The sequence below is a fragment of the Geotalea uraniireducens genome, from assembly GCF_027943965.1.
In the GTDB taxonomy this organism is placed as follows: Bacteria; Desulfobacterota; Desulfuromonadia; order Geobacterales; family Geobacteraceae; genus Geobacter; species Geobacter uraniireducens.
This window is the reverse complement of the sequence record NZ_AP027151.1, coordinates 2989565-3015384: the sequence shown is the minus strand read 5'-3', so window position 1 is coordinate 3015384 and position 25820 is coordinate 2989565. Positions and strand designations below refer to the sequence as shown.

The window sequence follows — 25820 nt, the reverse complement described above, 5'->3', positions numbered from 1 at the left end:
GGCGCGGCTGTTCTGTTATTCCCATGAAATGAAAAGGAGGTTCCCGTGTCCGTCGACCATCTGAAACTCTCCCCCGAAAAGCTGCGCTGGGTTTGCGATACCGGCCAGTTTGACTTTGCCACCACCGACGATCTTCCCGAGCTCGAAGGGACTCTTGGCCAGGCCCGGGCGCTGGCGTCCATCGATTTCGGTCTCGGCATCCGCGAAAGCGGCTTCAATCTCTATCTCTCCGGCGAAACCGGTACCGGTCGGACCTCGACCATCAAGAACCTCCTGAAAAAACGGGCGAAGAACGAGCCGCCGCCGAGCGACTGGTGTTACGTCAACAACTTCAAGAATCCCGATCTTCCCATTGCCCTGGCGCTGCCGGCGGGGAAGGGGGCCGAGCTCGACAAGGACATGCAGGAGCTGATCGTCGCCGTCCGGACCATCATTCCCAAGGCCCTCGACAGCAAGGAGTATGAGGTCAACAAATCGACGATCGTCGAGGAGTACCAGGAAAAGAACAACGAGCTGTTCGGCAAGCTGGAGGCGGAGGCCCAGGAGCGGGGCTTTGCCCTGCAGCGGACCGTGTCGGGGCTGGTGATGGTACCGCAGCGGGAAGAGCGGAACTATACCCAGGAGGAGTACGACGCCCTCGATGCCGCTGAGAAGGAAAAGCTGGAGAAGGTGGGACAGGAACTGACCGAACGGCTCAACGACGTGCTCCGCCAGGTCCGGGAGAACGAGAAAACCACCAAGGAAGCCCTTGCCCAGCTCGACCGCGACCTGGGGCTGGCGGCGGTCGGCCATCATATCGAGCCGCTCAAGGAAAAGTACCGCGCGCTTGCCAAGGTGATCGACTACCTCAATGCGGTGCAGGAGGACATCCTGCTCAATCTGGAGGATTTCAAGCCGCAGCAGCCGCCGCAGTCGCCGATCCCCGGGCTGAAGCTTCCCCGCCAGGAGCCGTCTTTCGAGCGGTACCAGGTCAACGTCTTCGTCGACAACCATGGTGTCGAGGGGGCACCGGTGATCTTCGAGGCGAACCCGACCTACAACAACCTGTTCGGCCGCCTCGAACATGTCATGCAGATGGGGGGGGGTGCCACGACCAACTTCACCCTGATCAAGCCGGGGGCGATACACAAGGCCAACGGCGGCTACCTGATCATCGACGCCCGGGAGGTGCTGGTCAACCCCTTCGCCTGGGAGGCGCTCAAACGCTGCATCCGCAACGCCGAGATCAAGATCGAGGATGTCCTTGAGCAGTATCGCTTCATGACCGTCGCTTCGCTGAAGCCGGAGCCGATTCCCCTGCAGGCCAAGATTATCATGATCGGCTCGCCGTGGATCTATTACCTGCTCTTCCACCTGGAGCCCGACTACCGGAAATTTTTCAAGGTCCGGGCCGACTTCGACAGCCGGATCGCCCGCACTCCGGATGTCCTCAAGGATTATGCGCTGTTTGTCGCCACCCATTGCAAGAACGAGAAGCTCCTCCCCTTCGACCCGAGCGGGGTGGCCGGGCTGATCGAATACTCGGCACGGCTGGTCGAGGATCAGGAAAAACTCTCCTCCCAGTTCATGGAGATCGCCGACCTGATCCGGGAGGCCAGCTACTGGAGCGGCAAGGCGGGCGAGAGCGTTGTCAACCATGCGGCCGTTGCCAAGGCCATCGAGCAGAAAGTCTACCGCAGCAACCGGATCGAGGAGCGGATGCAGGAGCTGTTCGACGAGGGGACGATCCTCGTCGATACCGACGGCGCCGCAGTCGGCCAGATCAACGGCCTGTCGGTGATCAGCCTGGCCGACCATACCTTCGGCCGGCCGTCGCGGGTAACTGCCCGGGTCTACCTGGGGCGCGGCGGGATGGTCAACATCGAGCGGGAGGTGAAGCTTTCCGGGCCGATCCACGACAAGGGGGTCTTGATCCTGACCGGCTACCTGGGAGGCAAATTCGCCCACGACAAACCGCTGTCGTTCTCGGCCTCGATCTGCTTCGAGCAGTCCTACGAGGGGGTCGAGGGGGACAGCGCCTCGTCGACGGAACTCTACTGCCTCCTCTCCGCCTTCTCCGGGCTGCCGGTCAAGCAGGGGATTGCCGTTACCGGCAGCGTCAACCAGCATGGCAAGATCCAACCGATCGGCGGCGTCAATTTCAAGATCGAAGGGTTCTACGAAGTCTGCAAAGCGAAGGGGTTGACCGGCGAGCAGGGGGTAATCATCCCCAAATCGAACGAACGGCACCTGATGCTCAAGGATGAGGTGGTGCAGGCGGTTCAGGACGGCCGGTTCCATATCTGGAGCGTCGAAAGTATCGACGAGGGGATCGAGATCCTGACCGGGGTGCCGGCCGGCCAACCGCAGGATGACGGCGGTTATCCCGAAGGGACTGTCAATTACCTGGTGGACAAGCGGCTGCGCGAGATGCTCGAAAGCATGAAAAAGTTTTCCGCAACCGACAAGGACAAAGAGAAGGAGCGGGAGAAGGGCGCGGACTTGCAGCCCGCCTCCTGATTCTGGCCGGGAGGTGACTATGAAACCGTGGCTGGGGGGGATGATCGTGCTCGTCGTCTGCCTGGGGATGGCCGCATGTCGCGGTGAGGCGGGCCCGTCGGGGGCGGCGCTCTTCAAACTCCATTGCGCCGGCTGTCATCCCGACGGCGGCAATACCGTCAATCTGCGGCGGACCCTCAAGGCCGCCGACCGGGCAGCCTACGGCATCCGGACGGCGGCCGATGTCGCCGCCTTCATCCGCAATCCGGGGGTGGGGATGCCGAGCTTCACCGCTGGGATGATTCCTCCTTGCGAGGCGAAGAAAATCGGTCGCTACGTGGTGGAAACGTTCCGGTGAGAGTGCCCGGCTGGTGCCCGGCTGGCCCGCCGGGCTGCTGGGCTGCCGGGCTGCGGATGTCGTTGCGGTGCCGCGGCCGGGGCCGGCGGCACGATACCTGGCGAAGGGATCTGAGATGAAGACGATTTATCGGACAATCTGGCTGTTGGCGATGCTGCTCGTTGTCCCGGCCGAGGGGTGGTCGGCGGGGAAGACGGAGATAACCTGGTACGGCCAGGCGGCGTTCAAGGTGAAGACCCCGTCGGGCAAAGTGTTGCTGATCGACCCCTGGATCGATAACCCCGCCAACAAGAACGGCAAGAAGGAACTGGCGGAACTCGGCCGGGTCGATCTGATCCTCATCACCCACGGGCATGGCGACCATATCGGCAATGCGCCGGAGATCGCCGCCCGGACCAAGGCCCATCTGGTCGCCCCCTTTGGCCTCGGCCGGACCCTGGTGGCGGAGGGGCTCATTCCCAAAGAACTGGCCGGCTACGATACGATGGGAAATTACGGCGGGGAGTTGCAGTTACTGGACGGCGAAGTGAAGGTGGCCTTCGTGCCGGCCATCCACGACTCCGACGTAACGGTGCCGGGGCCGCCTGTCCGGCAGGTCCCCGGCGGCAATCCGGCCGGCTTTCTGATCAGTATCAAGGACGGCCCGGTCATCTACCATACCGGCGATACCGACCTTTTCTCCGATATGGCGCTCGTCGGCCGGTTCCATCCGGTCGATCTGATGCTCGTCTGTATCGGCGACCACTTTACCATGGGACCCCGCCGGGCGGCGGAAGCGGTGAAGCTCGTGCAGCCGAAGCTGGTCGTGCCGATGCATTACGGGACGTTTCCCTTCCTGACCGGGACGCCGGCGGAGTTTGCGGCCGGCCTCAAGGATCTCGGCCTGGAAGGGCGGCTGAAAAAGATGGCGGTCGGCGAAACGATCATCTGGGGGCGCTGACGGCGTCCCGCCCGGCCTGCAGGGGCGCTGCGGGCGGTACCGTCACGGTTCGGCGAAGCGGAGATACTGCTGGCGGAGCTGCTCATAGTGCCGGCGGGTGTCGTCGAGCGCCTGCTCGAAGATCGCCCGTAACTCGGGTTCGCGCAAGGTTTCCACCAGGACGGTGTAGCTGTCGATGCAGGCTTGCTCTTCGCCGAGGGCCAGTCTGAGCGCCTGCGCCTCGTCGAAGATGCTGTCGATCGCCCCGACCAGTTCCCCATAGCGGCGGGGATCGGGACAGCCGGGCGCCTCCCCCGTATCCTGCAGCTGGAGTATGTCGTCTCCTTCGTAGCGGGCGAGGAATGCCGCCATGTGCTCCGCCTCCTCGCTGGCCAGTTGGGCGAATATTTCCCTGACCGCTTCGTTTTTGGCCCTCCCGGCGGCATACCGGTAAAAGTCGTGGCTGCTCTTTTCCGTGTGAATCGCCAGCCGCAGCGCCTCCTCTGCAAAACTTTCCATCGTACCATCCCTCCGCATCCGCCAGCCGATTGTCCTGCCGTGCCCGCCAAGGGCCGGGAGCCAGTCTAGCACTGTCGGGCCGCCGGACATAGTCAATATTTGTAAAGGTTGCGTGTCGACAGCCGGGCCGGCAGCGAATTCCGTACGCCTCTGGACAACGGTGCCGGGCAGGATAAGCTATCCGTAACGACGGTCCGTTACGGAGGTGGGGAATGAAAGTGCTCAAGGCGTTCTGGGCGGGATTTGCGTCGACGCTCGTCTTTCACCAGGGGATGCTTGGCATCCTCCACGGCCTCGGTATGGTGTCGGCAGCGCCCTATTCGCTGGCGCCGACGGTTCCCTTACATATTCCGCAAGTTCTCTCGCTGGCCTTCTGGGGCGGGGTGTGGGGAATTCCGCTCCGGCTGGTGATCCGCTCCCGTGCCGGGATGGGCTACTGGCAGGTCGCCATCCTCTTTGGCGCCCTGGCGCCGAGCCTGGTCGCCTGGTTCGTGGTCTTTCCGCTGAAGGGCCAGCCGGTTGCCGCCGGCGGCCAGCCGCTGCTGCTCCTGGCCGGCCTGTTGCTCAACGGCGCCTGGGGGGGCGGCACGGCGTTTTTCCTGCGGTTGCTTGAGCGCTCCCCATCGTCATGAACGCCATCCGGGTCATGACCTACAATATCCATCGCGGTACCGGCGAGGATCGCCGGCACGCGCCGGAGCGGGTTGCCGAGGTTGTTGCCGGGCTGCGGCCCGATATTGTCGCCCTGCAGGAGGTCGACTGCGGGCAGCTCCGGCCGGCGCTCCGCGACCAGGCGGCACTGGTCGCCGAACGGCTGGCGTTGGCCGGCGCCCCCTTCCGGATCGAGCGGGAACGGTGCGGCAACGTGATCCTCAGCCGCTTCCCAATGACCCTGGTTCAGGCCGGCGGCCTGCGCCGCTCCCGACGCTGGCGGACGCCAGCCCGCCGGGGGGCGCTCTGGGTCGAAATCGAAGCGGCGGGACAGAACATCCAGGTCATCAACACGCATCTGGGGTTGACGCCGCGGGATCGGCTTGCCCAGGCAAAAGTGCTGACCGGCCCGGAGTGGCTGGGGAACCCGGCCTGTCGGCCGCCGGTGATCCTCTGCGGTGATTTCAATGCCCAGCCCGGTTCGCCGGTTCACCGGCTGCTCGACACCCGGTTCGTCAATGCCGAGTCGCTCTGCCCCGGCTGTCGGGTCGAACGGACCTGGCCGAGCCGGCGGCCGCTGCTCCGGATCGATCATCTGTTCGTTTCTCCCGGTGTGGTGGTTGAGGCGATCGAGGTGCCAGCCGCGGGAATGGCTCGGGTCGCTTCCGACCATCTGCCGCTGCTGGCGGTTCTGATGTTGCCGGAATCTTTGCCGGCGTGATCCTAACAATTCTTCGCCCGCGGGGCGGCCGGCTGGTGGCGAGGGACTATGGCCGGCCGGCTGCCGTGGCGCGTGACAGCTGATACGGGAGGTGGAACAATGGATTTTTCGGGGAAGAATGCATTGATTGTCGGTGGAAGCAGCGGGATGGGGCTGGAAGTCGCCCGGTTGCTGGTGGCGACGGGCGCCACGGTGACCCTGGTCGGGCGACGGCCGGAAAAGCTGGCAGAGGCGCGGCAGCGCTGTGTCGAACCGGATCGGGTGCGGACCTGTTGTTGCGACCTGACGAAAGAGGATGATCTGACGGCCTTGCTGGCCCAGATCAACGACAAGCTTCCCGGCGTCAACTGTCTGGTCAACGCGGCCGGGGTCTTTTCCCCCAAGTCGTTCCTCGACCATACCGGTGCCGACTACGACGCCTACCATGCGCTTAACCGCGGGTTGTTCTTCGTTACCCAGCAGGTGGCGAAGAACATGGTGGCGAACGGCGGCGGGGCTATTGTCTTTATCGGGTCGATGTGGGCGCACCAGGCGGTCAAGGCGACCCCCTCTTCCGCTTATTCGATGGCCAAGGCCGGGCTCCATGCCCTGACCCGCCAACTGGCGATGGAATTGGCCGATTACGGCGTCCGGGTCAACGCGGTAGCTCCGGCGGTGGTGGAAACACCGATTTACGGTTCCTTCATCCGGCCGGAAGAAATCCATAATGCGCTGCAGTCCTTCAACGCCTTTCACCCGCTCGGCCGGATCGGCCAGCCGCGGGATGTGGCGGCGGTCATCGCCTTCCTCCTCTCGGAGGCTGCCGGCTGGGTGACCGGGGCGATCTGGGACGTGGACGGTGGGGTGATGGCCGGTCGCAACCAGTGATTCAGGCGAAGCGGCCGCTCGGCCGGCAAGGAGGCAAACGATGACGCACGGAAGCGATGGCCCTGAGGTGGGAGGGCGACAAGTGGCCGAGGTCGGCGAGCCGGCATTGGCCGACCGGTGCCAGGGCGCGGTCTGGGGGCAATTTGTCGGCGATGCGGCCTGTCTGGGGAGCCACTGGATCTACGATCTGGCGGAATTGGCCCGCCGCTTTCCCGGCGGGCTTCAGGGGTTCGAGGCGCCGGCCGCGGGGTATTACCATGCCGGCAAAATGCCGGGCGAGTTCACCCATTACGGCGATGGCGCACTGGTGATGCTTAGGTCGGTGGCCGAACTGGGGCGCTTCGACCCGGCCGATTTCGGCCGCCGCTTCGTCGAGCTGTTCGGCGGCGCTTATGGCGGCTACCTCGACCATGCCACCCGGGAGACGCTGGTGCACTACCGGGCGTTCCGGGCGGCCCAGCCCGACGCCCCCTACGCCTTCCAGGACGGTGCCGACGACGACCAGCCGGCGACGGCGACCCGGCTGGTCCCGGTAGTGATCGCCCATTTGGCTGATGGGGCACTCAACGAGGCGGTGACAGCGGCGACCCGGGTCTGCCAGAACAACGGCCGGGCGGTTGCTTACATGAAGTGCCATGCCCTGATCCTGCGCCGGTTGTTCCAGGGTGAAAAACTGGAAGGGGCGGTGCTGGCCGCTGGCCGGGCCATGGAGCACGATCCGGCCTACGGCGCCGAGTTGCGCGACAAGATCGAGACCGCCTGCGACTCGCTCCCGCTGGAAGTAGGGGAGGTTACCCGGCGTTTCGGCCAATCGTGCCCCCTGGCCAGCAGTTTTCCGGCGGCGATCCACTGTGCCATCAGGCATGATGGCGATTTTGCCGCGGCGATCCTGGCCACCGCAGCCGCCGGCGGGGACAGTGCCGGCCGGGCGGCGCTGATCGGCGCCTGGCTCGGCGCTCGTCATGGTCTGGCGGGGGTTCCGGCCGCTTGGCGGGAGCGGCTTGCCGCCCGGGAAGAAATCGCCGCGCTGACCGACCGGCTGGTGGCCCGGGCGCTGTCCTGAATCGAGGTTGTAACCGGAGTGCTGCCGCGGCGCGTTGACTGGCGAGGGGGGACGGGTATACTTGCCGGTATGGACCGCACAATTCATCTCATCGTGCTGCTGCTCGTCTGGCTCTGTCTTGCGCCCTTGCCGTCACCCGCCATGGCGGGCAACACGGTGCGGCTCCTGACGGTGCATGGCACGATCAATCCCGTTACCGCGGCCTATCTCCAGCGGAACGTCACCGCGGCCTCCCACGACGGTGACCGGCTGCTTCTGGTGGAACTGGATACTCCCGGCGGTCTCGATACGGCGATGCGGGAAATTGTCAAGGCGATCCTGGCAAGTCCGGTGCCGGTGGCGGTCTATGTGGCACCGGCCGGTGCCCGGGCCGCTTCCGCCGGGGCGGTAATCTGTCTGGCCGCCGACATCTGCGCCATGGCACCGGGGACCACCATCGGCGCTGCCCATCCGGTGACGATCGGCGAAAAGCCCGACGCGGTGATGGCGAAGAAGGTGCTGAACGATGCAGCGGCCTACGTCAGAGGCCTTGCCGAACAGCGGGGGCGGAATCCGGAGGTGGCGGAGCGGATGGTCCGGGAAAGCCTGGCCATTCCGGCCGAGCAGGCGGTGACCGAGCGGGTGGCCGATCTGCTGGCGACCGACCGGGCGGAGCTGCTGCAAAAGCTTGACGGTCGTCAGGTCAGCCATGGCGGTAGGGAAATCACGCTCCGTCTCGCCGGTGCCGCTTTCCGTGCCGAGCCGATGGGCGTGCGGGAACGAATCCTGGATGCCATCGGCAACCCCGACGTAGCCTATGTACTGATGATGCTCGGCTTTCTCGGCCTCTTCTTCGAGTTTGCCAACCCCGGGGTCATCCTGCCGGGGGTGGTTGGCGGCATCTCGCTGATTCTCGCCTTTTTCGCCTTTCAGACTCTGCCGGTCAATTATGCCGGCGTGTTGCTGATCCTGCTGGCCCTGGTCCTCTTCGTCGCGGAGATTAAGATCGTCTCCCACGGGATTTTGGCCGGCGGTGGGGTGATTGCCATGGTTCTCGGGTCGCTGTTCCTCTTCGATTCGTCGTCAGCGGCATTTCGGGTGTCGTGGCCGGTGATCGGCGTGACGGTCCTGGCGGTGTCGGCCTTTTTTCTGCTGGTGGTGGCGAAGGCGGTGCAGGCGCATCGCCGCCGGCCGACCACCGGCCGCGAGGGACTGGTCGGCGAGACGGGGCAGGCGGTTTCCGCCATTGCCCCCGAAGGCCACGTCTTCATCCATGGCGAATACTGGGATGCCCGGAGCGACGAGCCGGTTGCCTGTGACGAGCCGGTGACGGTCGTGGCGGTGGAGGGGATGCGGCTCAAGGTGAAGAAATCGGCGGAGCCGGTCCGGTAACCGCCCTGTGACTATCGCCGCACGGAGTCACGGCCGGTGGCGGGATGGGTCCCGATCTTACGGAGGTCGTTCATGTTCGACGTATTGAATTATGTGCCGTTGCTCTTTCTGCTGGTCCTGCTGGTAATGTTTCTCGCCAGCGCCGTCCGGATCCTGGCCGAGTACGAACGGGGGGTCTTGTTCCGGCTCGGCCGCCTGGCGGGGGTCCGCGGGCCCGGACTCTTTTTCATCATTCCGGTCGTCGACCGGCTGGTCAAGGTGTCGTTGCGGACTGTCGCCCTCGACGTCCCGCCCCAGGATGTCATCACCCACGACAACGTGACCGTCAAGGTGTCGGCGGTCATCTACTTCCGGGTGATGGCGCCGGAAAAGGCGATCGTCGAGGTGGAGAATTATCTCTATGCCACCAGCCAGCTCTCCCAGACGACCTTGCGGAGCGTGCTCGGCCAGGTGGAACTGGACGAACTGCTCGCCAACCGGGAAAAGATCAACCAGGAACTGCAGCAGATCCTCGACCGCCATACCGGCCCCTGGGGGGTGAAGGTTACTGCCGTGGAGGTGAAGAACATCGACCTTCCCCAGGAGATGCTGCGGGCCATTGCCCGTCAGGCGGAAGCGGAGCGGGAGCGGCGGGCCAAGGTCATCCATGCCGACGGCGAATTCCAGGCTTCGGAAAAGCTGGCTCAGGCGGCACGGGTGCTGGCCACCGAACCGACCTCCCTGCAGCTGCGCTATCTCCAGACGCTGACGGAGATCGCCGCGGAAAAGAATTCGACGACCATTTTTCCGGTGCCGATCGACCTGATCAAGATGTTCCTGGAGAAAAGCGGCGGGAAAGAGTAGCCGCCGGGGCGCCGGGCAGGACAGTAAAAAAGCCGCTCCGGGAATCCGGAGCGGCTTTTTTGTCTCTGTTGTTGCCGAGCCGGGAGAAACGCCCGGCGTAGCGGCGGCTAGGGGGTGAGGATTTCCACCTTCGCTTTGCCCCGCAGCTCTTGGATGTACTGCTGGATCGCCTGCTGGACCTTCTGCTGCTTGAGGTACTGGTCGATCCGCTCTTTCACTTCGTCGAACTTGACGGTTTCCGGCGCTTTCTTGTCGGTCACCTTGATGATGTGGTAGCCGAACTGGGTTTCGACCACGTCGCTGATTTCGCCCGGCTTCAGGGCAAAGGCGGCCTTTTCGAACTCCGGCACCATCTGGCCACGGCCGAAGAAGCCAAGGTCGCCGCCCCGCGCCTTGCTCGGGCAGGTGGAATCATCCTTGGCCAGCGCGGCAAAGTCGGCGCCCCCCTTCAGCTTCTTGAGGATCGCTTCGGCTTTTTCCTTGGCCTGTTTCTTCGCTTCCGGCGTCGCGTCCTTGTCGACTCCGATCAGAATGTGGCTGGCCCGGACCATCTCGCCGCGCTTGAATTTATCGAGGTTATCGTCGTAGAACTTCTTCGCTTCGGCGTCGGTGACCGTGATCTTGCTGGAAACCTCTTTGTCGAGCAGGTTGTCGATGACCAGTTCCTCGCGGGTAAAGGTCTCGACATCCTTGTCGTTCATCGATACTTCCTTCAGCATCTTTTCGTATTCGGCGGTGGAAGGGAAGCGCGCCTTGCCCTGGGCGACCCGTTCCGCGACCTTCTTGTCGATATCTTTGATTTCCAGCTTCTTGCCGGCCTGATAGAGGAGTTCTTTGGCGATCAGCTGATTGAGGGCGGCTTCTTCAACTTTCTTGCTGGTTTCGGCGTCGAGCGGCTGGGTCATCCGGTTCTGCTGGAGGAGAATCTTGGTCGCCCGGTCAACGTCTCCCCGGGTGATGTCGATGCCGTCGACCTTGGCAACAACCGTCGTCGGGGAAACTGCTTCGGCCGGCTTTGCCGCCGGGGCTTCGGCGCCGAACGCCGAGACAACGCCGGTCAGCGTGAAAAGTGCCGCCATGGTTGTCAGACGTGAAAAAAACGATTTCTTACAGTTCATGCCGTCTGTTCTCCTTTGGTAGGTTGGACAAATCTGTTAAATGGTACCATCTCGCGCCTGGATTGTAACGAAAAAAATTGGCGGTGGGCATTCGCTTTTGGCAGCTTTTAGAACGTAAGTTTATCGTTGACAATGAAAACGCAATCTGGTTTTATGCTCCATGGGTATTCTTGATGTAACTATTTAAAATAACGGAATAATTTTAGTGTCGGTAAAGTTTTAGCCGTAATAGATTTGTTTTATTTTGCTTAAAAACCGCAAGGGGGTCCGGATGGATAAACGGAAGTTCAGAAAAGTCATGGCGGCGAACCGCGGCGAGATCGCAATCCGCATCTTTCGCGCCTGTACCGAATTGGGAATCAGCACGGTAGCCATCTACTCGGAGGAGGACAAGCTGTCGCTCCACCGTTACAAGGCTGACGAGGCCTATCTGGTCGGCAAGGGGAAGGCGCCGATCGACGCCTATCTCGGGATCGAAGAGATCATCACCCTCGCGCTCAAGGCCGACGTCGACGCCATTCACCCCGGCTACGGCTTTCTCTCCGAGAATCCGGAATTTGCCGAGCGCTGCGAAGCGGCGGGGATCGCCTTCATCGGCCCGACGGCGGAGATGCAGCGGGCGCTGGGAGACAAGGTGGCGGCCCGCAAGGTGGCGGTGGCGGCCGGGGTGGCGGTGGTCCCGGGAACCGAGGAGCCGACCGAGCATGAGGAAGAGGCGCTGATTTTCGCCAAGCAGCACGGTTACCCGATCATCATCAAGGCGGCGGCCGGCGGCGGCGGCCGCGGCATGCGGGTCGCCCGCAACAAGAAGGAGCTTCTGGAAGGGTTGACCAGCGCCCGGAGCGAGGCGAAAGCGGCCTTCGGCAACCCGGCGGTCTTCCTCGAACGCTACATCGAGAACCCGAAACATATCGAGGTTCAGGTCCTCGGCGACGGTCACGGCAACCTGGTCCATTTCTTTGAGCGCGACTGTTCGATCCAGCGCCGCCACCAGAAGGTGGTCGAGTTCGCTCCTTCCCTCTGTCTCACCGAGCAGCAGCGGAGCGCGATCTGCGCCGACGCGCTGAAGATCGCCAGTCAGGTCAGTTACCGCAACGCCGGGACGGTCGAGTTCCTCATCGACAAGGAGGGGAGCCACTACTTTATCGAGATGAACCCGCGGATCCAGGTGGAACATACCGTCACCGAGATGATCACCGGCCGCAACCTGGTGCAGGCGCAGATCCTGGTCGCCGAGGGGCACCGCCTTTCCGACCCGGAGATTGGCATTACCACCCAGATGGACGTCAGCAAACGCGGCTACGCCATCCAGTGCAGGATCACCACCGAGGATCCGACCAACAACTTCGCCCCGGACTTCGGGACGATCACCACCTATCGTTCTTCGGCGGGGTGCGGGGTACGGCTCGACGCCGGTAATGCCTTTACCGGTTCCCACATTACCCCCCACTACGATTCGCTGCTGGTCAAGGTCAGCGCCTGGGGGCTGTCGTTCGTCGAAGCGGCGCGGATCATGAACCGCTCGCTCCAGGAATTCCGGGTCCGCGGGGTGAAGACCAATATTCCGTTCCTGGAGAACGTGGTGACCCATCCGGTCTTCCTGGCCGGCGGCTGCGACACCTCGTTCATCGACAAACATCCCGAGCTTTTGCAGATCCACGAGAAGCGCGATCGGGCCACCAAGATTCTCAGCTTCCTCGGCGAGGTCGTCGTCAACGGCTCGCCGGGGATCGTCAAGCCGCTCAAGTCTGCCGAGCTCATGGAAGCCCAGGTGCCGGAGGTCGATTTCGCCAAGCCCCGGCCGACGGGCAGCCGCGATCTGTTGATGAAACTCGGGCCGGAAGGACTCTCCAAGTGGATCCTGGAGCAGAAGAAGCTGCTCCTGACCGATACCACCATGCGCGACGCCCACCAGTCGAACCTGGCCACTCGGGTTCGGACCTCCGACCTGCTGAAGATCGCCGAGCCGACCTCCTACCTCGGCGCCGACCTCTTTTCGCTGGAGATGTGGGGCGGGGCGACCTTCGACGTGTCGATGCGCTTCCTCAAGGAGTGCCCCTGGCAGCGACTGCACAAGCTCTCCGAACTGATCCCGAACATCCTCTTCCAGATGCTTTTGCGCGGCTCCAACGCCGTCGGCTACACCAACTATCCGGACAACGTGGTGCAGCGCTTTGTCGAGGAGGCGGCTTCCTCCGGCGTCGACATCTTCCGGGTTTTCGACTCGCTGAACTGGACCACCGGGATGAAGGTGGCCATGGAGGCGGTGCGCAAGTCGGGCAAGATTTGCGAGGCCTCCATCTGCTATACCGGCGACATCACCGATCCGGCGCGAAACAAGTATCCGCTCGATTACTACGTCTCCCTGGCCAAGGAGCTGGAGAAAATGGGCGCCCACATCCTGGCCATCAAGGACATGGCGGGGCTTCTCAAGCCGTTCGCCGCCTTCCAGCTGGTGAAGGCGCTCAAGGAGAACATCGGCATTCCGGTGCATCTCCATACCCACGATACCTCCTCGAACGGCAGCGCCACCCTGCTGATGGCCTGCCAGGCCGGAGTCGACATCGTCGATGCCGCGCTGTCGTCGCTCTCCGGGTTGACCGCCCAGCCGAACCTGAACGCCCTGGTGGCGGCGCTCCACGGCACCGAGTGGGACCCACGGGTCAACGAGGACGGCCTGCAGAAGCTGGCCAACTACTGGGAGACGGTCCGCGATTACTACGCCCCCTTCGAGTCGGGGCTCAAAAGCGGCACCGCCGAGGTGTATCATCACGAGATCCCCGGTGGCCAGTACTCCAACTACAAGCCGCAGGTGGCCGGGCTCGGCCTCCTCGACCGTTGGGAAGAGTGCAAGGAGATGTACCACAAGGTGAACCTGCTCTTCGGCGACATCGTCAAGGTGACCCCGTCGTCCAAGGTGGTCGGCGACATGGCGATGTTCCTGGTTAAAAACAACCTGCAGCCGGAGGACGTCTTCACCAAGGGTGACGAGCTCACCTTCCCCGAGTCGGTGGTCGGGATGTTCAAGGGGATGCTCGGCCAGCCGTACGGTGGCTGGCCCGGCGAGTTGCAGAAGATCATCCTCCGCGGCGAAGAGCCGATCAGCTGTCGCCCCGGCGAACTGCTGGAACCGGTCGACTTTGACGAGGAGCGGGAGAAGCTGGAGGCGAAGGTCGGCCATTCGGTGGACGACAAGGCGCTGATGTCGTACATCCTCTATCCCCACGTGTACCCCGAATTCGACAAACATCGCCAGGAGTACTCGGATACCTCGGTGATCCCGACGCCGATCTTCTTCTACGGCCTGGAACCGGGGCAGGAGACCTCCATCGAGATCGAGGCGGGAAAAACCCTGATCATCAAGCTCAACGCCATTGGCAAGGTCCACCCCGACGGGACCCGCCACATCTTCTTCGAGCTGAACGGCCAGCAGCGGCAGGTGGTCGTCCGCGACCAGTCGGTGCAGACCGACGAGGTGGTCCGGGAGAAGGCCGACAAGGGAAATGCCAAGCATCTCGGCGCGCCGATGCCCGGCAAGGTGTTGAAGCTCAACGTCAAGGCGGGCGACGCGGTCAAGGCCGGCGACGTGCTTCTGGTGACCGAGGCGATGAAGATGGAAACGAACATCAAGGCGAAGGAGGATGGCGTCATCGCCGAGGTGAAGTTCAAGGAAGGGGACAAGGTGGAGAAGGAAGACCTGGTGGTGGTTATGGCATAACTTTCTCCTTCGCCTGCCGCGAATACGACAAAGGGCTGCCCCGGTGGGCGGCCCTTTGTTTTTGCCGGCAGCGCGGCTACGTCCCGGGCATTGCCGACGTCGCTCCTTCCGAGCCGGCAGCGGAGGCCGGCGGCGTCTTCGCCAGGCAGACCCTGTCGCGACCATCCTCCTTGGCCCGGTAGAGTGCCTCGTCGACGGCCTTGAACAGCCGGTCCTTGGTGCTGCCGTGGTGGGGATAGGCGGCGACGCCGATGGACATGGTAACCCGGCCGAGGGCCCGCCCGAGATGTTCGAACCGGCGGGCGGCGATCCGGTCCCGGAGTTCTTCGGCCCGCTCTTCCGCATGTTCCGGCAGTGTTTCGGGGAGAATGCAGATGAATTCCTCGCCGCCGTAACGGCAGGCGATGTCGTACTCGCGAACGTTGCTCAGGAGGAATATGCCGAACTCGCGGAGGAGGGTGTCGCCGGCGTCGTGGCCGAAGGTGTCGTTGACCCGCTTGAAATGGTCCAGGTCGATCATGATCAGGCTGAAGGCGCTTCCCCGCCGCTGGGCGACGGAGATTTCCCGAGCCAGCGCCTCTTCCATGAAGCGGCGGTTGAAGAGCCCGGTCAGCGCGTCGTGGATCGATTGGTCGCGCAGGGTTTCGCGCAGCTTGAGATTGGCGATTGCCAACGCCACATGCTCGGCGACGGTGACTGCCAGCTGCAGGTCCGGCGAGTGCCCGGCCCCGCTGTTCAACTCGGAGTGCCCATGCAGGTCGGGACTTTTCAGGTTGAGCAACCCCATGGTGTCCCCCTGGGCGACCATTGGAATGCAGACGTAGTCGCGGGAAAAGCTGCAGTTGGTATTGCTGCAGCGTGGCTGGGCGGGCTCGGCGGCGAATGGCTCGTCCCGGCGCCGTGCCCGGCAGGTTTCGACCGGGAAGGCGGTGGGATGAGACGGTTGTTTTCCCCAGTCGATGGCGAGCTCGTAGCGGCGGCCGGCGTCGTTCAGCATATAGATGGCGCCGGCTTCAGTCCGGAAGAGGTTTCTGACCGCGATGGAGACAATGTGGTAGGCCTCGTCGAGGTTGCGGCACAACTGAAGCATCTCTCCCAATTCATGCAGGTGCGAGATTTCCCGGTTCCGCCGTTCCAGGGCGTCGATAGAGTGGGTCAGTTCGGTGTTCGCCTGGCGGAGCGCCTCATCGGCGGTTCTCTTGGTGGAGATATCGACCATCACCCCGCGCAGTTGGCATTTTTGCTGATCGTCCGTCACCAGGCGCAGGTTGTCCTGGATCCAGACCGGACTGCCATCGGCGGCCAGCCGCCGATATTCGAGCTGCCGGCTGGCGCCGGTCCGGCACGTTTGCCGATAGGCGGCGACGACCCGCTCCCGGTCGGCGGGGGCGATCTGGCCGGCGAAAAAATCATCGCCGGCCAGCCATTGTTCGACACCGATCCGAAAGAGCTCCTCTCCCTGGTGGCTGACAAAGGTGAAGCGGCCCTCGCCCGGGTCTGCTTCCCAGACGATGGCGTCGAGTCCTTCGATCAGTTCCCGCAGCCGGCGCTCCGAGGCTTGGGCCGCCTGGCGCAGCTGGTCGCTGTCGCGCCCCGCTTTCCGGAGCCGGTCGAAGAGGTCCTGCAACTCCGCTTCCAGTTTCCTGACGACGTTCAACGGGAAAAAATAGGTGAGAGAGCCGAGCAGCAGGCCGGTCGCCACCGAGACGGCGAACAGAGCGGCGGTTTCGAGCAGTAGTCGCTGTTGGGAAACACCGATGCTGACCCGGCCGAGGTGCCGGTTGTTGAAGATGATCGGCGCCGTTCCTTCCGGAGGGTGGCGATTCCACCACGAGCTGGCCGCTTCGCTGGCAAAATGGTAGTTGGAGATTGGCGCGCCCCGTTCGTCGAAGACGCGGATCAGGATTACCTCCTTGTCGTTCGACAGGTCGCGGGTCAGCTCGGCAAACCGGTAGATTTGGTATTTCCAGAGCGCCCGCGTTTCGATGATCACCCCCTTCAACTGTTCGGCGGTATTCTGTGCGTAAAGGGTGGCGGAACGTTTAAGCCCCTGGTATTCGACGAGGTAAAACGTCACGGGGAAGAGCAGGCTGATGAGCAGGCTGATCCCCAGGGCCAGCGGATAGAGGCGCTTGGCGAAAAAATGTTCCAGGTTGATCGTCACCGGCTGCTTCATTGCCGCCAGTCCCCCCTAGTAACCGAGATAGCCGTGCCGGCGGAGGATGCTTTGGGCCGTGGCTGAGCGGGCGAAGGCTATGAACGCCTTGGCCGCCGGGGTTACTTTCCCCCGGCGATAGGCAAACGACAAGGTCTTGACGAGAGGATAGGCGCCGCTGGCCGCGTTCTCCGGCGTGGGGGCCACACCGTTGAAGCGGAGAACCTTGATGGCCAGCCGTTGCGAGGTGATGGCGCCGACATCGGAAAAACCGAGGGCGTCCGGTAGCTGCCGGAGCCGGCGGTTCATGATTTCGTCCTTCATGATGATGGTCCAGCGGTTGGCGCGGATACTCTGCTGGTAGACTTCCCGAAAACCGGGGATCTTTTCTTCGAGGACCTCGATCGTACTGTCACCCGGTTCCCGCGTCAGGACGATGATCTGCCGGCCATTTCCCCAGGTCGACTTTGTCCCCCGGTAGATGGCGAGCAGCTCGGCGGATGTCAGCCCCCGGTCCGCTACGCCGGGGTGGGCGCCGATCACCAGCGCCGTCCGGGCGAAAGGGACGACGGTTAGCGGCAACTGTCGTTCGGCGTCGCGCAACGGCCGCGAGATGAGGCCGAGGGAGATCGCCCCTTCGGCTACCGCCCTGACCGCGCCACTGGAGCCGACGTTGGTCGGTTCGGCAAGATCGATTTCCGGGTGCTGCCGGAGAAATTCCCTGATCAGGATCCGCGTCGCCGAGAGATTGGAGCCCGAACCGGCCACAACCAGAGTTTCCGCCCGGCTCTCCATCGCCAGCAGCAGTCCGAGTGCCACGGCCAGCAACACCGTCCGGGCGAGTATTCCGTCCGGTAATCGTTTCATAGGCTAATCGCTCCCCACGGGATTTGCTTTCTGTGGTTACTTTAATTTGCATTATTTAATCTTTTATTTCAAGGTATTTCCCGCACGGTGGGGAGAGGAATGGCGGCCGGCGGCCTTGCCGGCGTCGGCAACGGACGCCGCGGAGGAAACTCCGCCGGTCCGGTGCCGAAAAAATCTCGAATCCGGCGCCGGAACGTGGTAAAAGAGGGGGAAACCGACACCCTGCCGTCCCCGGCGGGCGCACCGGCCATGCTGCCGGACGGCGGGCGGTGCCGGGCAATTTGCACAAAGGAGATCTGCACGTGGCGAACAAACCGGAAGTGACTTTCAAGTACATCTTTACCTACGATTACAATCCCATCTATGTCAATGGCGCCCATGGCGGCGTTTCGCCCCGCGGCGAACTGGTCGTCAACTTCTATCTCGAACGGCCGCCGCTCCCCAACGAGATTACCCACCAGATCAACCCCAACGGCACGATCGGTCCCGAAACCGCCGTCGAGCCCGACGATCTCGGCCAGAGCCTCGTCCGGTTCGTCCCGGCCGGGGTGGTGCTCAACTACCAGACCGCCCGCGATTTTCACAATTGGCTCGGGGAAAAGCTCAAGGAGCTGGAGGCGATCGAGCAGGCCAAGATGGCGATGCGCACGGCGGCAGCCCAGGGCGAAGGGCAGGGGACTTCCCATTAGGCTGTTTCCCGCCCGGAAACGGTCCTTTCCAGGCCGGCGGTCATCGCGGTAGCGATCCGCCGGCTTGGTACTTTTTTTCATTCCGTTGGCTGGTTCCCAGTGCGGGGGCGGAGAACGGCGAGAGGAGGAACTGCGATGAAGAAGAGGTTAACGGGACGGCTGTCCCGTGTTGCGCTGGCGTTGCTGCTGACGTTGCCGCCGGCCGCCGCCTGGGCCGGGGCGCCGATTCAACTGCCGGCGCCGCTGCGGGGCGGCGGGGCGCCGCTCATGGAGGCACTGGCCCAGCGTCACAGCAGCCGGGAGTTTGCTCCGACCAAGCTGTCGCCGCAGCTCGTTTCTAATCTGCTCTGGGCTGCCGCCGGGATCAACCGGCCGGAAAGCGGCGGCCGGACCGTCCCGTCGGCGATGAACTGGCAGGAGATCGACATCTACCTGGCCACCGCCGACGGTCTGTTCCTCTACCGGCCGGCCGAGCAGCAACTGGAGCAGGTAGCCGACCGGGACATCCGGGCGCTGACCGGCCAGCAGCCGTTCGTGGCCGAGGCGCCGCTTAATCTCGTCTTCGTGGCCGATTACGGCCGGATGGGCGAGGCCCGGGCCGAGGAGAAACCGTTCTATGCCGCCATCGATACCGGTTATATCAGCCAGAATGTCTATCTGTTCTGTGCCGCGGAAGGGCTGGCGACGGTCGCCCGGGCTTCGCTGGACGGCCAGGCCCTGGCCAAGGCGATGGGACTGCGGCCCGAGCAGCGGGTGGTGCTTGCCCAGTCGGTCGGCTATCCGCGTGGCGAGGCGGTGAAGCCGGTGGCAACGCCGGTTCGGAAACCGGCGCCGAAGCCGGCTGCGGAAGCTCCTGCGGAGTCGGGCGGCAACGAGGGGAAACCGAAGTTCACCATCGCTCCGGCGGTCGATTACTGAGCGGACGACTACCGGCAGGGAGGTAACCGCATGGGGGCATCATTTGCCGAGCTACTGCAAACGGCGCCGGTGATCCTCGGCGAGGGGGCGGTCATCGAGCGGTTGCGGCGGGAGTTTGCCGTCGAGCTCCACCCCGAGCTGGTCAACGCCGCGTTCGTGTATGAACCGGCGGGGCGGGCGGCGCTGGAGACGATCTACCGCCAGTATCTGGCTGCCGGGGAGCACTACAGGCTGCCGATGCTCCTCTCCACCCCGACCTGGCGCGCCAACCGTGAACGGCTGGCGCGGGCCGGCCTGGCCGACCGCGATGTCAACGGCGACAACTTCCGTTTCCTCGACGCCCTGCGCCGAAGCTATGGGCCCTATGCCGGGCAGATTTTCATCTGCGGCTTGCTGAGCTGCCGGGGCGACGCCTACAACCCTCGGGAAGGGCAGTCCACCGAAGCGGCTCGGGAGTTTCACCGCTTCCAGGCCGAAGCCCTGGCTGCCGCCGGTGTCGATCTGCTCCTCGCTTCGACCCTGCCCGGCTGCGCCGAAGCGGCGGGGCTGGCTCAGGCAATGGCGGCCACCGGGTTGCCGTACATCGTCAGCTTCGTTATCCGTCCCACCGGCACCCTGCTCGACGGCACGCCACTCCACCGGGCGCTCGCCATCATCGACGATGCGGTACGGCCGCGGCCGCTCGGCTATCTGGTCAACTGCAGCCATGCCTCGATTTTCCGCCGGGCGATCTGCCAGCCGGGGAATGACCTCCCTGCCGTCCGGGCCCGGCTGCTCGGGCTGTTGGCCAACACCGCCGCCCTTAGTCCCGAGGAACTCGACGAGCATCCGGAGCTGGTGACCGAGCCGCCGGACGACTTCGCCGCCGCTGTCGCTGCGCTCCATGCGGAATTCGGTATGCGGCTCCTCGGCGGCTGCTGTGGCACCGACGGCCGGCACATTGCCGCCTTGGCCGACCGGCTCGCCACCTTGATCCGCCGCTGATCCCCCGCGTTCTGCGCCGCATTAAAAAAGCCCACCGCTGCCGGTGGGCTTTTTTCGTTTCCTGACGATGCCGGCGCGTTCAGCGCTGGCTGGCCGCGAGGGCCTGTTCCACGTCGGCGGTGATGTCGTCGATATGCTCGATGCCGACCGACAGCCGGATCAGGTCGGGGGTGACCCCGGAGGCGATCTGCTGCTCCTCGCTCAGCTGCCGGTGGGTGGTACTGGCCGGATGGAGCACACAGCTCCGGGCGTCACCCACATGGACCACCAGGGCGATCAGGTTGCACGCCTCCATGAATTTCTTGCCGGCGGCGGCGCCCCCCTTGATGCCGAAGGTCAGAACCCCGCTGGCCCCTCGCGGCAGGTACTTTCTGGCCAGTTCGTAACTGGCATGACTGGGGAGGCCGGGGTAGTTGACCCAGCTGACGGCGGGGTGCCGTTCCAGGTAGGTGGCCAGCGCCAGGGCGTTGTCGCTGTGCCGCTGCATCCGGAGCGGCAGGGTCTGTAGCCCCTGGGCGAAGAGGAACGAGTTGAAGGGGCTGGGGACGGCACCGAGATCGCGCATCAGCTGGACCCGGGCCTTGACGATGTAGGCCAGCGGGCCGAAGGTCTTGGCGTACTGCAGGCCGTGGTAGGAGGGGTCCGGCTCGGTCAGTTCCGGGTAGCGGCCGTTGTCCCAGTTGAAATTGCCGCCGTCGACGATTACCCCGCCGACGCTGGTGGCCAGCCCGTCGATGTACTTGGTGGCCGAATGGACGACGATGTTGGCGCCGTGCTCGAAGGGGCGGCAGAGGTACGGGGTGGCGAAGGTGCTGTCGATGATCAGCGGCACCTGCTTCTCTTGGGCGATGGCGCTGAACTTGGCGAAGTCGAGCACGTTCAGTCCCGGGTTGCCGATTGTTTCGGCGAACAGCGCCCGGGTGTTGGGGCGGAAAGCGGCCAGGATCTCGGCGGCGTCGGCTTCCGGATCGACGAAGGTTACCTCGATCCCCATCTTGGGGAGGGTGCTGGCAAAGAGGTTGTAAGTGCCGCCGTAGAGGGTACTGGCGGTGACGAAATGCTCGCCGGCCTTGCAGATGTTGAAGATCGCCAGGGTCGTCGCCGCCTGGCCCGCCGAGGTGCCGAGGGCGCCGACCCCACCCTCCATCATCGCCAGCCGCTGTTCGAAGGCGTCGGTGGTCGGATTGCCGAGCCGGGTGTAGAAAAAGCCCGGTACTTCCAGGTCGAAAAGCTTGGCAACGTAATCGGCGCTGTCGTATTTGAAGGTAGTACTCTGGCAGATGGTGACGACCCGCGGGTCACCGGGCTTGGGGTCGTACCCCCCCTGGATGGCCTGGGTCTCGATTTTCCATGAACTGCTCATCTCCGTCTCCTTTCGGTGCTGAAGGTGCCGCGCTCGCGGCTCCCGCTGGCGGCGCCGCGGGCCACCGGGGGACGTCATCATAACAGATAACGTGCCGCCGGCAAACAGCAAAGTAGGGGCGAGGAGAGAGCGGCCTGCTCAGTGGAGCTCCAGCTCCCGGGCCACTTCGCCGAGCATCCGCCGGATGTTGCGTTCGTCGACAAAGGAGAACAGTTCGCCGCTGCCGAAAACGATCCCGGTCCAGTCGCGCCAGTTTTCGACCGTTACCGGTACTTCGGTGATCCCGTTGCCGACCAGCCCGTAGAGGGTCCGGCCGGTGTCGCCGTGGCGGCGGCGCTGTTCGGTCTTGCGCAGGTCGAAGTAGACTGCCTGGTCCATGCTGTCGGTCGTGAGATAGATCATGTTGCACCTCCCCGGTTTTTTACCAGTTAACCGGATGGGTACGACAGAATATGTCTTAAGTTTAAACTGTGGCGAAATGTTTCAGTAATACTAGCTCGTTATCGGGGGGGAGAAAGAGGAAAGGGGGCGGCTGCCCCCTTTCCTGCGTCGGGTGATGTGCTCGCCGTTACCGGCCGGTCAGGGTCTTGCCGTCGCTGACCATCAGTTCGGAGACGAGCCGGGTGAAGCGGAGCGGGTCCTTGATCGGCGAACCCTCGGTCAACAGTGCCTGATCGTAGAGGAGATCGCAGTAGTCGGCGAGGCGCGGGTTCGCCTGGTCTTTCTCGTAGATGGCGGTGAGCACCTGCAGCAGCGGATGATCGGGGTTCAGTTCCAGGATCCGTTTCGAGTCCGGCACCTCCTGGTTCATCGCCCGGAGAATCCGCTCCATATTGGCGTTCATGCCGTATTCATCGGCTACCAGGCAGCAGGCGCTGTCGGTGAGGCGGTTCGACAGGCGAACCTCCTTGATCCGGTCGGCCAACTTGCCGTTGATGAACTGGAGCAGCGCGCCATACTGCTTGGCCGCTTCTTCCTGCTTCGCTTCCTGTTCCTTCTTCTCCTCGTCGCTTGCCAGCGAGACGTCGCCCCGGTCCGCCGCCTTCAGCTTTTTGCCGGCGTACTCGGTGAGCCCCTGGACCACCCATTCGTCCACCGGATCGGTCAGGAAAAGCACTTCGTACCCTTTCTTGCGGAAGATCTCCAGGTGGGGGGACTGCTCCAGGGCCGCCCGGCTCGTCCCGGTAATGTAATAGATCTCCTGCTGTCCTTCGGCCATCCGCTCGGTGTACTCCTCGAGCGAGACGAAGGCGCCGGCCTCGGTCGTGGTGCTTTCGAAAAGGAGCAGCTCCTGAAGCTTGTCCCGGTTGGCGTAATCGAAGTGGACCCCTTCCTTGAGCACCGGGCCGAATTCCTGGTAGAAGGAGCAGTACTCCTCCGGCTCTTTCTCCTTCATTTCGCCAAGGGTCGAAAGAACCTTGCCAACCAGGTTCTTCTGGATCCGCTTGATCTGGACGTCTTCCTGGAGGATCTCCCGGGAAACGTTGAGCGGCAGGTCGCTGGAGTCGACCACCCCCTTCATGAAGCGGAGGTATTCGGGGACGAGATGCTCGCAGTTGTCGGTGATGAAGACCCGCCGGACATAGAGCTGCACCCCCCGCTTCCGGTCGGGGTAGAAAAGGTCGAACGGCTTGTGGGCCGGGATGTAGAGGAGCGCCTTGAATTCGCTGGTCCCCTCGGCGGCGTAGTGGATCGTCTTGAGCGGCTTGTCGAAGTCGTGGGAGATGTGCTTGTAGAATTCGACATATTCCTCTTCGCTGATCTCGCTCTTTGCCCGGGTCCAGATCGCCTGCATCGAGTTGAGGGTCTCCTCCTCGGTCTTCTCGATGGTGCCGGCCCCCTCGATCTCCTCGCCGTTGACCCCCTTCGGCACCTCGGTCCGGGTAACGTCCATCACCACCGGGTACTGGACGTAGTCCGAATACTTCTTGACGATGGAGCGGATTCGCCATTCGTCCAGGTACTCTTTGAGGTCTTCCTTCAGGTGGAGGGTGATCTCGGTGCCGCGTCCGGCCTTGTCGCACGCTTCGATGGTATAGGAGCCGTCGCCGGTCGACTCCCAGCGGACCCCGGCATCGCGGTCGTGACCGGCCCGGCGGGTGACGAGGATGACCCGGTCGGCGACCATGAACGAGGCGTAGAAGCCGACCCCGAACTGGCCGATCAGCTCCGGATGCTCGGCGACGTTCTGCTCCTTGAGATTGGTGAGGAACGCCTTGGTCCCGGAGTGGGCAATGGTGCCGATGTTCCGTTCGACCTCCTCGGCGGTCATGCCGACGCCGTTGTCGCGGATGGTGAGGGTGCCGGCCTCCTTGTCGGGGATCAGCTTGATCTTGAATTCCGGGTCACCCTCCAGGACCGCCATGTTCGAATGGGACTCGAAGCGGACCTTGTCGATGGCGTCGGAGCTGTTGGAGATCAGTTCGCGGAGGAAGATATCGCGGTTTGAGTAGAGGGAGTGGATCACGAGGTCGAGCAGCTGCTGGACCTCCGTTTCGAACTTTTTCACGGTCTTGCTCATGGGACTGGGCTTCTCCTTTGCGTGGGTTGATTCGAAAGACCCCTACAACCTAAACATCCCGGCGGGCAATTTCAAGGGCCAATCTTCTCCGCGACCATTCCGGGGGGCGTCGGACCGGCTGTTTCCGCGGCTTGACACCCCCCGGGCGCTGTGTTAGTTTAAACCATTTCCAACCCGGTCGTTTCCTTTACCCCGAGCCGGTTTTGTGGAGCCTGCCGTGTATTTCCCTGATTACCCAACGTTCTGTTCCCTGGCCGCCCGGGGAAACCTGATCCCCGTCTACCGGGAGATTATGGCCGATCTGGATACGCCGGTCAGCGCCTTCCGCAAGATCGACGACGGCCGGTTCTCCTTCCTGCTCGAAAGTATCGAGGGGGGGGAGAAGTGGGGGCGCTATACCTTCCTCGGCGCCAGCCCGACGGTGGTCATCCGCTCCCGGGGGAATGAGGTGGAGATCGTCAGCGCCGGCGAAACGGTGCACCGCGAGACGGTGGCCGATCCGCTGGCCTTCGTCCGCGACCAGCTGGCCCGCTACCAGCCGGTGGAGATCCCCGGGCTGCCGCGCTTTTTCGGCGGCGCCGTCGGCTATCTCGGCTACGACATGGTCCGCCACTTCGAGCGGCTGCCGAGCGACAAGCCGGCTACCATCGGCGCCTGGGATTCCTACTTTCTGATCACCGATACCATCCTGATCTTCGACAACGTCCGGCAGAAGATCAAGGTCGTCTCCAACGCCCACCTGGACGGCAGCGTCACCCCCGAGGCGGCCTACGCCGCGGCGACCGCCACTATCGAGGCGATCATCGCCCGGCTGCGCACCCCCCTCGCTCCGGCCGCTCCCCGGCCGGCGACCGGCAGCGTTTCGTTCGCTTCCAACGTCAGCCGGGCCGACTTCGAAACGGCGGTGGAGAAGTGCAAGGAGTACGTCCGGGCCGGCGACATCATTCAGGTGGTGCTGTCGCAGCGCTTCTCCGGGCAGTTGACCGTGGACCCCCTCGATATCTACCGGGTGCTCCGGACCCTCAATCCTTCTCCCTACATGTTTTTCCTCCGTCTGGACGATACCCTGGTGGTCGGCGCTTCGCCGGAGGTGATGGTGCGCAAGGAGGGGACGAAGGTCGAACTCCGTCCCATCGCCGGCACCCGGCCGCGGAGCGCCTCGGCGGCGGAGGACCGGCGGCTGGAGGAGGAGCTGTTGGCTGATCCCAAGGAGCGGGCCGAGCACGTGATGCTGGTCGACCTGGGGCGAAACGACCTGGGCCGGGTCTGCCGGACCGGGACGGTGCGGGTTTCCGAACTGATGGTGGTGGAGCGCTATTCCCACGTCATGCACATCGTCTCCAACGTCCAGGGAGAACTGGAAGAGGGGCGGGACGTCTTCGACGTGGTCCGGGCCACCTTCCCCGCCGGTACCCTCTCGGGGGCGCCGAAGGTCCGGGCGATGGAGATCATCGACGAGTTGGAGCCGGTGCGCCGGGAGATTTACGGTGGGGCGGTCGGCTACTTCTCCTTTTCCGGCAATATGGACCTGGCGATCGCCATCCGCACCCTGGTGATCCGCGACGGCCTGGTCCATCTCCAGGCGGGGGCGGGGATCGTCGCCGATTCGGTGCCCGCCGCCGAATACCAGGAGACGGTCAATAAGGCGATGGCCGTCGTCAAAGCCATCGAGGCGGCGGAGAGGGGCCTGGACTGAC

21 protein-coding genes are annotated in these 25820 nt (G+C 63.8%); 14 read left to right on the top strand and 7 right to left on the bottom strand.

Annotated elements, in window-relative coordinates:
• Nucleotides 1-45: 45 nt before the first annotated feature.
• The 3 genes from QMN23_RS14025 to QMN23_RS14015 all read left to right on the top strand — a co-directional run bounded on the left by QMN23_RS14025 (nucleotide 46) and on the right by QMN23_RS14015 (nucleotide 3776).
• A complete protein-coding gene (locus tag QMN23_RS14025; protein WP_281999954.1) occupies nucleotides 46-2499 on the top strand; it encodes a Lon protease family protein in 2454 nt (817 codons plus the stop codon).
• Between the two features lie 19 nt (nucleotides 2500-2518).
• Entirely contained in the window at nucleotides 2519-2836 is a 318-nt protein-coding gene (locus tag QMN23_RS14020; RefSeq protein ID WP_281999953.1) for a c-type cytochrome, read from the top strand.
• A 115-nt stretch (nucleotides 2837-2951) separates the two neighbouring features.
• The gene (locus QMN23_RS14015; RefSeq protein WP_281999952.1) at nucleotides 2952-3776 is read left to right on the top strand and encodes a metal-dependent hydrolase; all 825 of its coding nucleotides are present in this window, start codon (nucleotides 2952-2954) and stop codon (nucleotides 3774-3776) included.
• A 42-nt stretch (nucleotides 3777-3818) separates the two neighbouring features.
• Here the strand turns inward: QMN23_RS14015 and QMN23_RS14010 are convergent, their stop codons facing one another.
• Nucleotides 3819-4274, bottom strand: a complete 456-nt coding sequence (locus QMN23_RS14010; protein ID WP_281999951.1) for a ferritin family protein — start codon at nucleotides 4272-4274, stop codon at nucleotides 3819-3821.
• Between the two features lie 212 nt (nucleotides 4275-4486).
• Here QMN23_RS14010 and QMN23_RS14005 point away from each other — a divergent pair, with 212 nt between their 5' ends.
• From QMN23_RS14005 to QMN23_RS13980, 6 genes are all read left to right on the top strand, one after another.
• Nucleotides 4487-4906: a hypothetical protein gene (locus tag QMN23_RS14005; protein ID WP_281999950.1), complete on the top strand. Its 420-nt coding sequence runs from the start codon at nucleotides 4487-4489 to the stop codon at nucleotides 4904-4906.
• The gene (locus QMN23_RS14000) at nucleotides 4903-5646 is read left to right on the top strand and encodes an endonuclease/exonuclease/phosphatase family protein (RefSeq protein ID WP_281999949.1); all 744 of its coding nucleotides are present in this window, start codon (nucleotides 4903-4905) and stop codon (nucleotides 5644-5646) included. Before QMN23_RS14005 ends, QMN23_RS14000 begins: the two co-directional genes overlap by 4 nt.
• 99 nt (nucleotides 5647-5745) lie before the next feature.
• Nucleotides 5746-6513, top strand: coding sequence for an SDR family NAD(P)-dependent oxidoreductase (locus QMN23_RS13995; RefSeq protein ID WP_281999948.1), 768 nt, complete (start codon nucleotides 5746-5748; stop codon nucleotides 6511-6513).
• 40 nt (nucleotides 6514-6553) lie between these two features.
• The gene (locus tag QMN23_RS13990; protein ID WP_281999947.1) at nucleotides 6554-7576 is read left to right on the top strand and encodes an ADP-ribosylglycohydrolase family protein; all 1023 of its coding nucleotides are present in this window, start codon (nucleotides 6554-6556) and stop codon (nucleotides 7574-7576) included.
• Nucleotides 7577-7645: 69 nt separating this feature from the next.
• Entirely contained in the window at nucleotides 7646-8947 is a 1302-nt protein-coding gene (locus QMN23_RS13985; RefSeq protein ID WP_281999946.1) for an NfeD family protein, read from the top strand.
• Nucleotides 8948-9019: 72 nt separating this feature from the next.
• A complete protein-coding gene (locus QMN23_RS13980) occupies nucleotides 9020-9790 on the top strand; it encodes a slipin family protein (protein WP_281999945.1) in 771 nt (256 codons plus the stop codon).
• A 107-nt stretch (nucleotides 9791-9897) separates the two neighbouring features.
• Here the strand turns inward: QMN23_RS13980 and QMN23_RS13975 are convergent, their stop codons facing one another.
• Nucleotides 9898-10908 carry a peptidylprolyl isomerase gene (locus tag QMN23_RS13975; protein WP_281999944.1) on the bottom strand — a complete coding sequence of 337 codons (1011 nt, stop codon included), beginning with the start codon at nucleotides 10906-10908 and terminating at the stop codon, nucleotides 9898-9900.
• A 271-nt stretch (nucleotides 10909-11179) separates the two neighbouring features.
• Between QMN23_RS13975 and QMN23_RS13970 the strand changes: the two genes are divergently transcribed.
• Nucleotides 11180-14626, top strand: coding sequence for a pyruvate carboxylase (locus QMN23_RS13970; protein ID WP_281999943.1), 3447 nt, complete (start codon nucleotides 11180-11182; stop codon nucleotides 14624-14626).
• Between the two features lie 76 nt (nucleotides 14627-14702).
• On the opposite strand, the gene QMN23_RS13965 is transcribed toward QMN23_RS13970, so the two are convergent.
• On the bottom strand, nucleotides 14703-16802 hold the full coding sequence (locus QMN23_RS13965) for a diguanylate cyclase (RefSeq protein ID WP_281999942.1): 2100 nt from the start codon (nucleotides 16800-16802) through the stop codon (nucleotides 14703-14705).
• 15 nt (nucleotides 16803-16817) lie between these two features.
• Nucleotides 16818-17648, bottom strand: coding sequence for a substrate-binding domain-containing protein (locus tag QMN23_RS13960; RefSeq protein WP_281999941.1), 831 nt, complete (start codon nucleotides 17646-17648; stop codon nucleotides 16818-16820).
• 302 nt (nucleotides 17649-17950) lie between these two features.
• On the opposite strand from QMN23_RS13960, the gene QMN23_RS13955 reads away from it, so the two are divergent.
• From QMN23_RS13955 to QMN23_RS13945, 3 genes are all read left to right on the top strand, one after another.
• Complete coding sequence (locus QMN23_RS13955) at nucleotides 17951-18337, top strand: hypothetical protein (RefSeq protein ID WP_281999940.1); 387 nt, start codon at nucleotides 17951-17953, stop codon at nucleotides 18335-18337.
• Between the two features lie 135 nt (nucleotides 18338-18472).
• Complete coding sequence (locus QMN23_RS13950; RefSeq protein WP_281999939.1) at nucleotides 18473-19255, top strand: SagB/ThcOx family dehydrogenase; 783 nt, start codon at nucleotides 18473-18475, stop codon at nucleotides 19253-19255.
• A gap of 30 nt (nucleotides 19256-19285) precedes the next feature.
• Complete coding sequence (locus tag QMN23_RS13945) at nucleotides 19286-20239, top strand: homocysteine S-methyltransferase family protein (RefSeq protein ID WP_281999938.1); 954 nt, start codon at nucleotides 19286-19288, stop codon at nucleotides 20237-20239.
• Nucleotides 20240-20318: 79 nt separating this feature from the next.
• Here QMN23_RS13945 and QMN23_RS13940 read toward each other — a convergent pair whose 3' ends face one another.
• The 3 genes from QMN23_RS13940 to htpG form a co-directional block, all read right to left on the bottom strand.
• Nucleotides 20319-21602 (bottom strand): O-acetylhomoserine aminocarboxypropyltransferase/cysteine synthase family protein, encoded by a 1284-nt coding sequence (locus QMN23_RS13940; protein WP_281999937.1) that lies wholly within the window; start codon nucleotides 21600-21602, stop codon nucleotides 20319-20321.
• A 138-nt stretch (nucleotides 21603-21740) separates the two neighbouring features.
• Entirely contained in the window at nucleotides 21741-22004 is a 264-nt protein-coding gene (locus tag QMN23_RS13935) for a hypothetical protein (RefSeq protein WP_281999936.1), read from the bottom strand.
• A 166-nt stretch (nucleotides 22005-22170) separates the two neighbouring features.
• Nucleotides 22171-24123: a molecular chaperone HtpG gene (htpG, locus tag QMN23_RS13930; protein ID WP_281999935.1), complete on the bottom strand. Its 1953-nt coding sequence runs from the start codon at nucleotides 24121-24123 to the stop codon at nucleotides 22171-22173.
• Between the two features lie 217 nt (nucleotides 24124-24340).
• On the opposite strand from htpG, the gene trpE reads away from it, so the two are divergent.
• The gene (gene trpE, locus QMN23_RS13925) at nucleotides 24341-25819 is read left to right on the top strand and encodes an anthranilate synthase component I (RefSeq protein WP_281999934.1); all 1479 of its coding nucleotides are present in this window, start codon (nucleotides 24341-24343) and stop codon (nucleotides 25817-25819) included.
• Nucleotide 25820: the final 1 nt, after the last annotated feature.

Coding starts and splice junctions, on each gene's coding strand:
- QMN23_RS14000 (WP_281999949.1), top strand. CDS start 4,903: ATGAACGCCATCCGGGTCATGACCTACAATATCCATCGCGGTACCGGC.
- QMN23_RS13995 (WP_281999948.1), top strand. CDS start 5,746: ATGGATTTTTCGGGGAAGAATGCATTGATTGTCGGTGGAAGCAGCGGG.
- QMN23_RS14020 (WP_281999953.1), top strand. CDS start 2,519: ATGAAACCGTGGCTGGGGGGGATGATCGTGCTCGTCGTCTGCCTGGGG.
- QMN23_RS14015 (WP_281999952.1), top strand. CDS start 2,952: ATGAAGACGATTTATCGGACAATCTGGCTGTTGGCGATGCTGCTCGTT.
- QMN23_RS13945 (WP_281999938.1), top strand. CDS start 19,286: ATGGGGGCATCATTTGCCGAGCTACTGCAAACGGCGCCGGTGATCCTC.
- htpG (WP_281999935.1), bottom strand. CDS start 24,123: ATGAGCAAGACCGTGAAAAAGTTCGAAACGGAGGTCCAGCAGCTGCTC.
- QMN23_RS13950 (WP_281999939.1), top strand. CDS start 18,473: ATGAAGAAGAGGTTAACGGGACGGCTGTCCCGTGTTGCGCTGGCGTTG.
- QMN23_RS13935 (WP_281999936.1), bottom strand. CDS start 22,004: ATGATCTATCTCACGACCGACAGCATGGACCAGGCAGTCTACTTCGAC.
- QMN23_RS13985 (WP_281999946.1), top strand. CDS start 7,646: ATGGACCGCACAATTCATCTCATCGTGCTGCTGCTCGTCTGGCTCTGT.
- QMN23_RS13975 (WP_281999944.1), bottom strand. CDS start 10,908: ATGAACTGTAAGAAATCGTTTTTTTCACGTCTGACAACCATGGCGGCA.
- QMN23_RS14010 (WP_281999951.1), bottom strand. CDS start 4,274: ATGGAAAGTTTTGCAGAGGAGGCGCTGCGGCTGGCGATTCACACGGAA.
- QMN23_RS13990 (WP_281999947.1), top strand. CDS start 6,554: ATGACGCACGGAAGCGATGGCCCTGAGGTGGGAGGGCGACAAGTGGCC.
- QMN23_RS13940 (WP_281999937.1), bottom strand. CDS start 21,602: ATGAGCAGTTCATGGAAAATCGAGACCCAGGCCATCCAGGGGGGGTAC.
- QMN23_RS14005 (WP_281999950.1), top strand. CDS start 4,487: ATGAAAGTGCTCAAGGCGTTCTGGGCGGGATTTGCGTCGACGCTCGTC.
- QMN23_RS13965 (WP_281999942.1), bottom strand. CDS start 16,802: ATGAAGCAGCCGGTGACGATCAACCTGGAACATTTTTTCGCCAAGCGC.
- QMN23_RS13960 (WP_281999941.1), bottom strand. CDS start 17,648: ATGAAACGATTACCGGACGGAATACTCGCCCGGACGGTGTTGCTGGCC.
- QMN23_RS13980 (WP_281999945.1), top strand. CDS start 9,020: ATGTTCGACGTATTGAATTATGTGCCGTTGCTCTTTCTGCTGGTCCTG.
- QMN23_RS13970 (WP_281999943.1), top strand. CDS start 11,180: ATGGATAAACGGAAGTTCAGAAAAGTCATGGCGGCGAACCGCGGCGAG.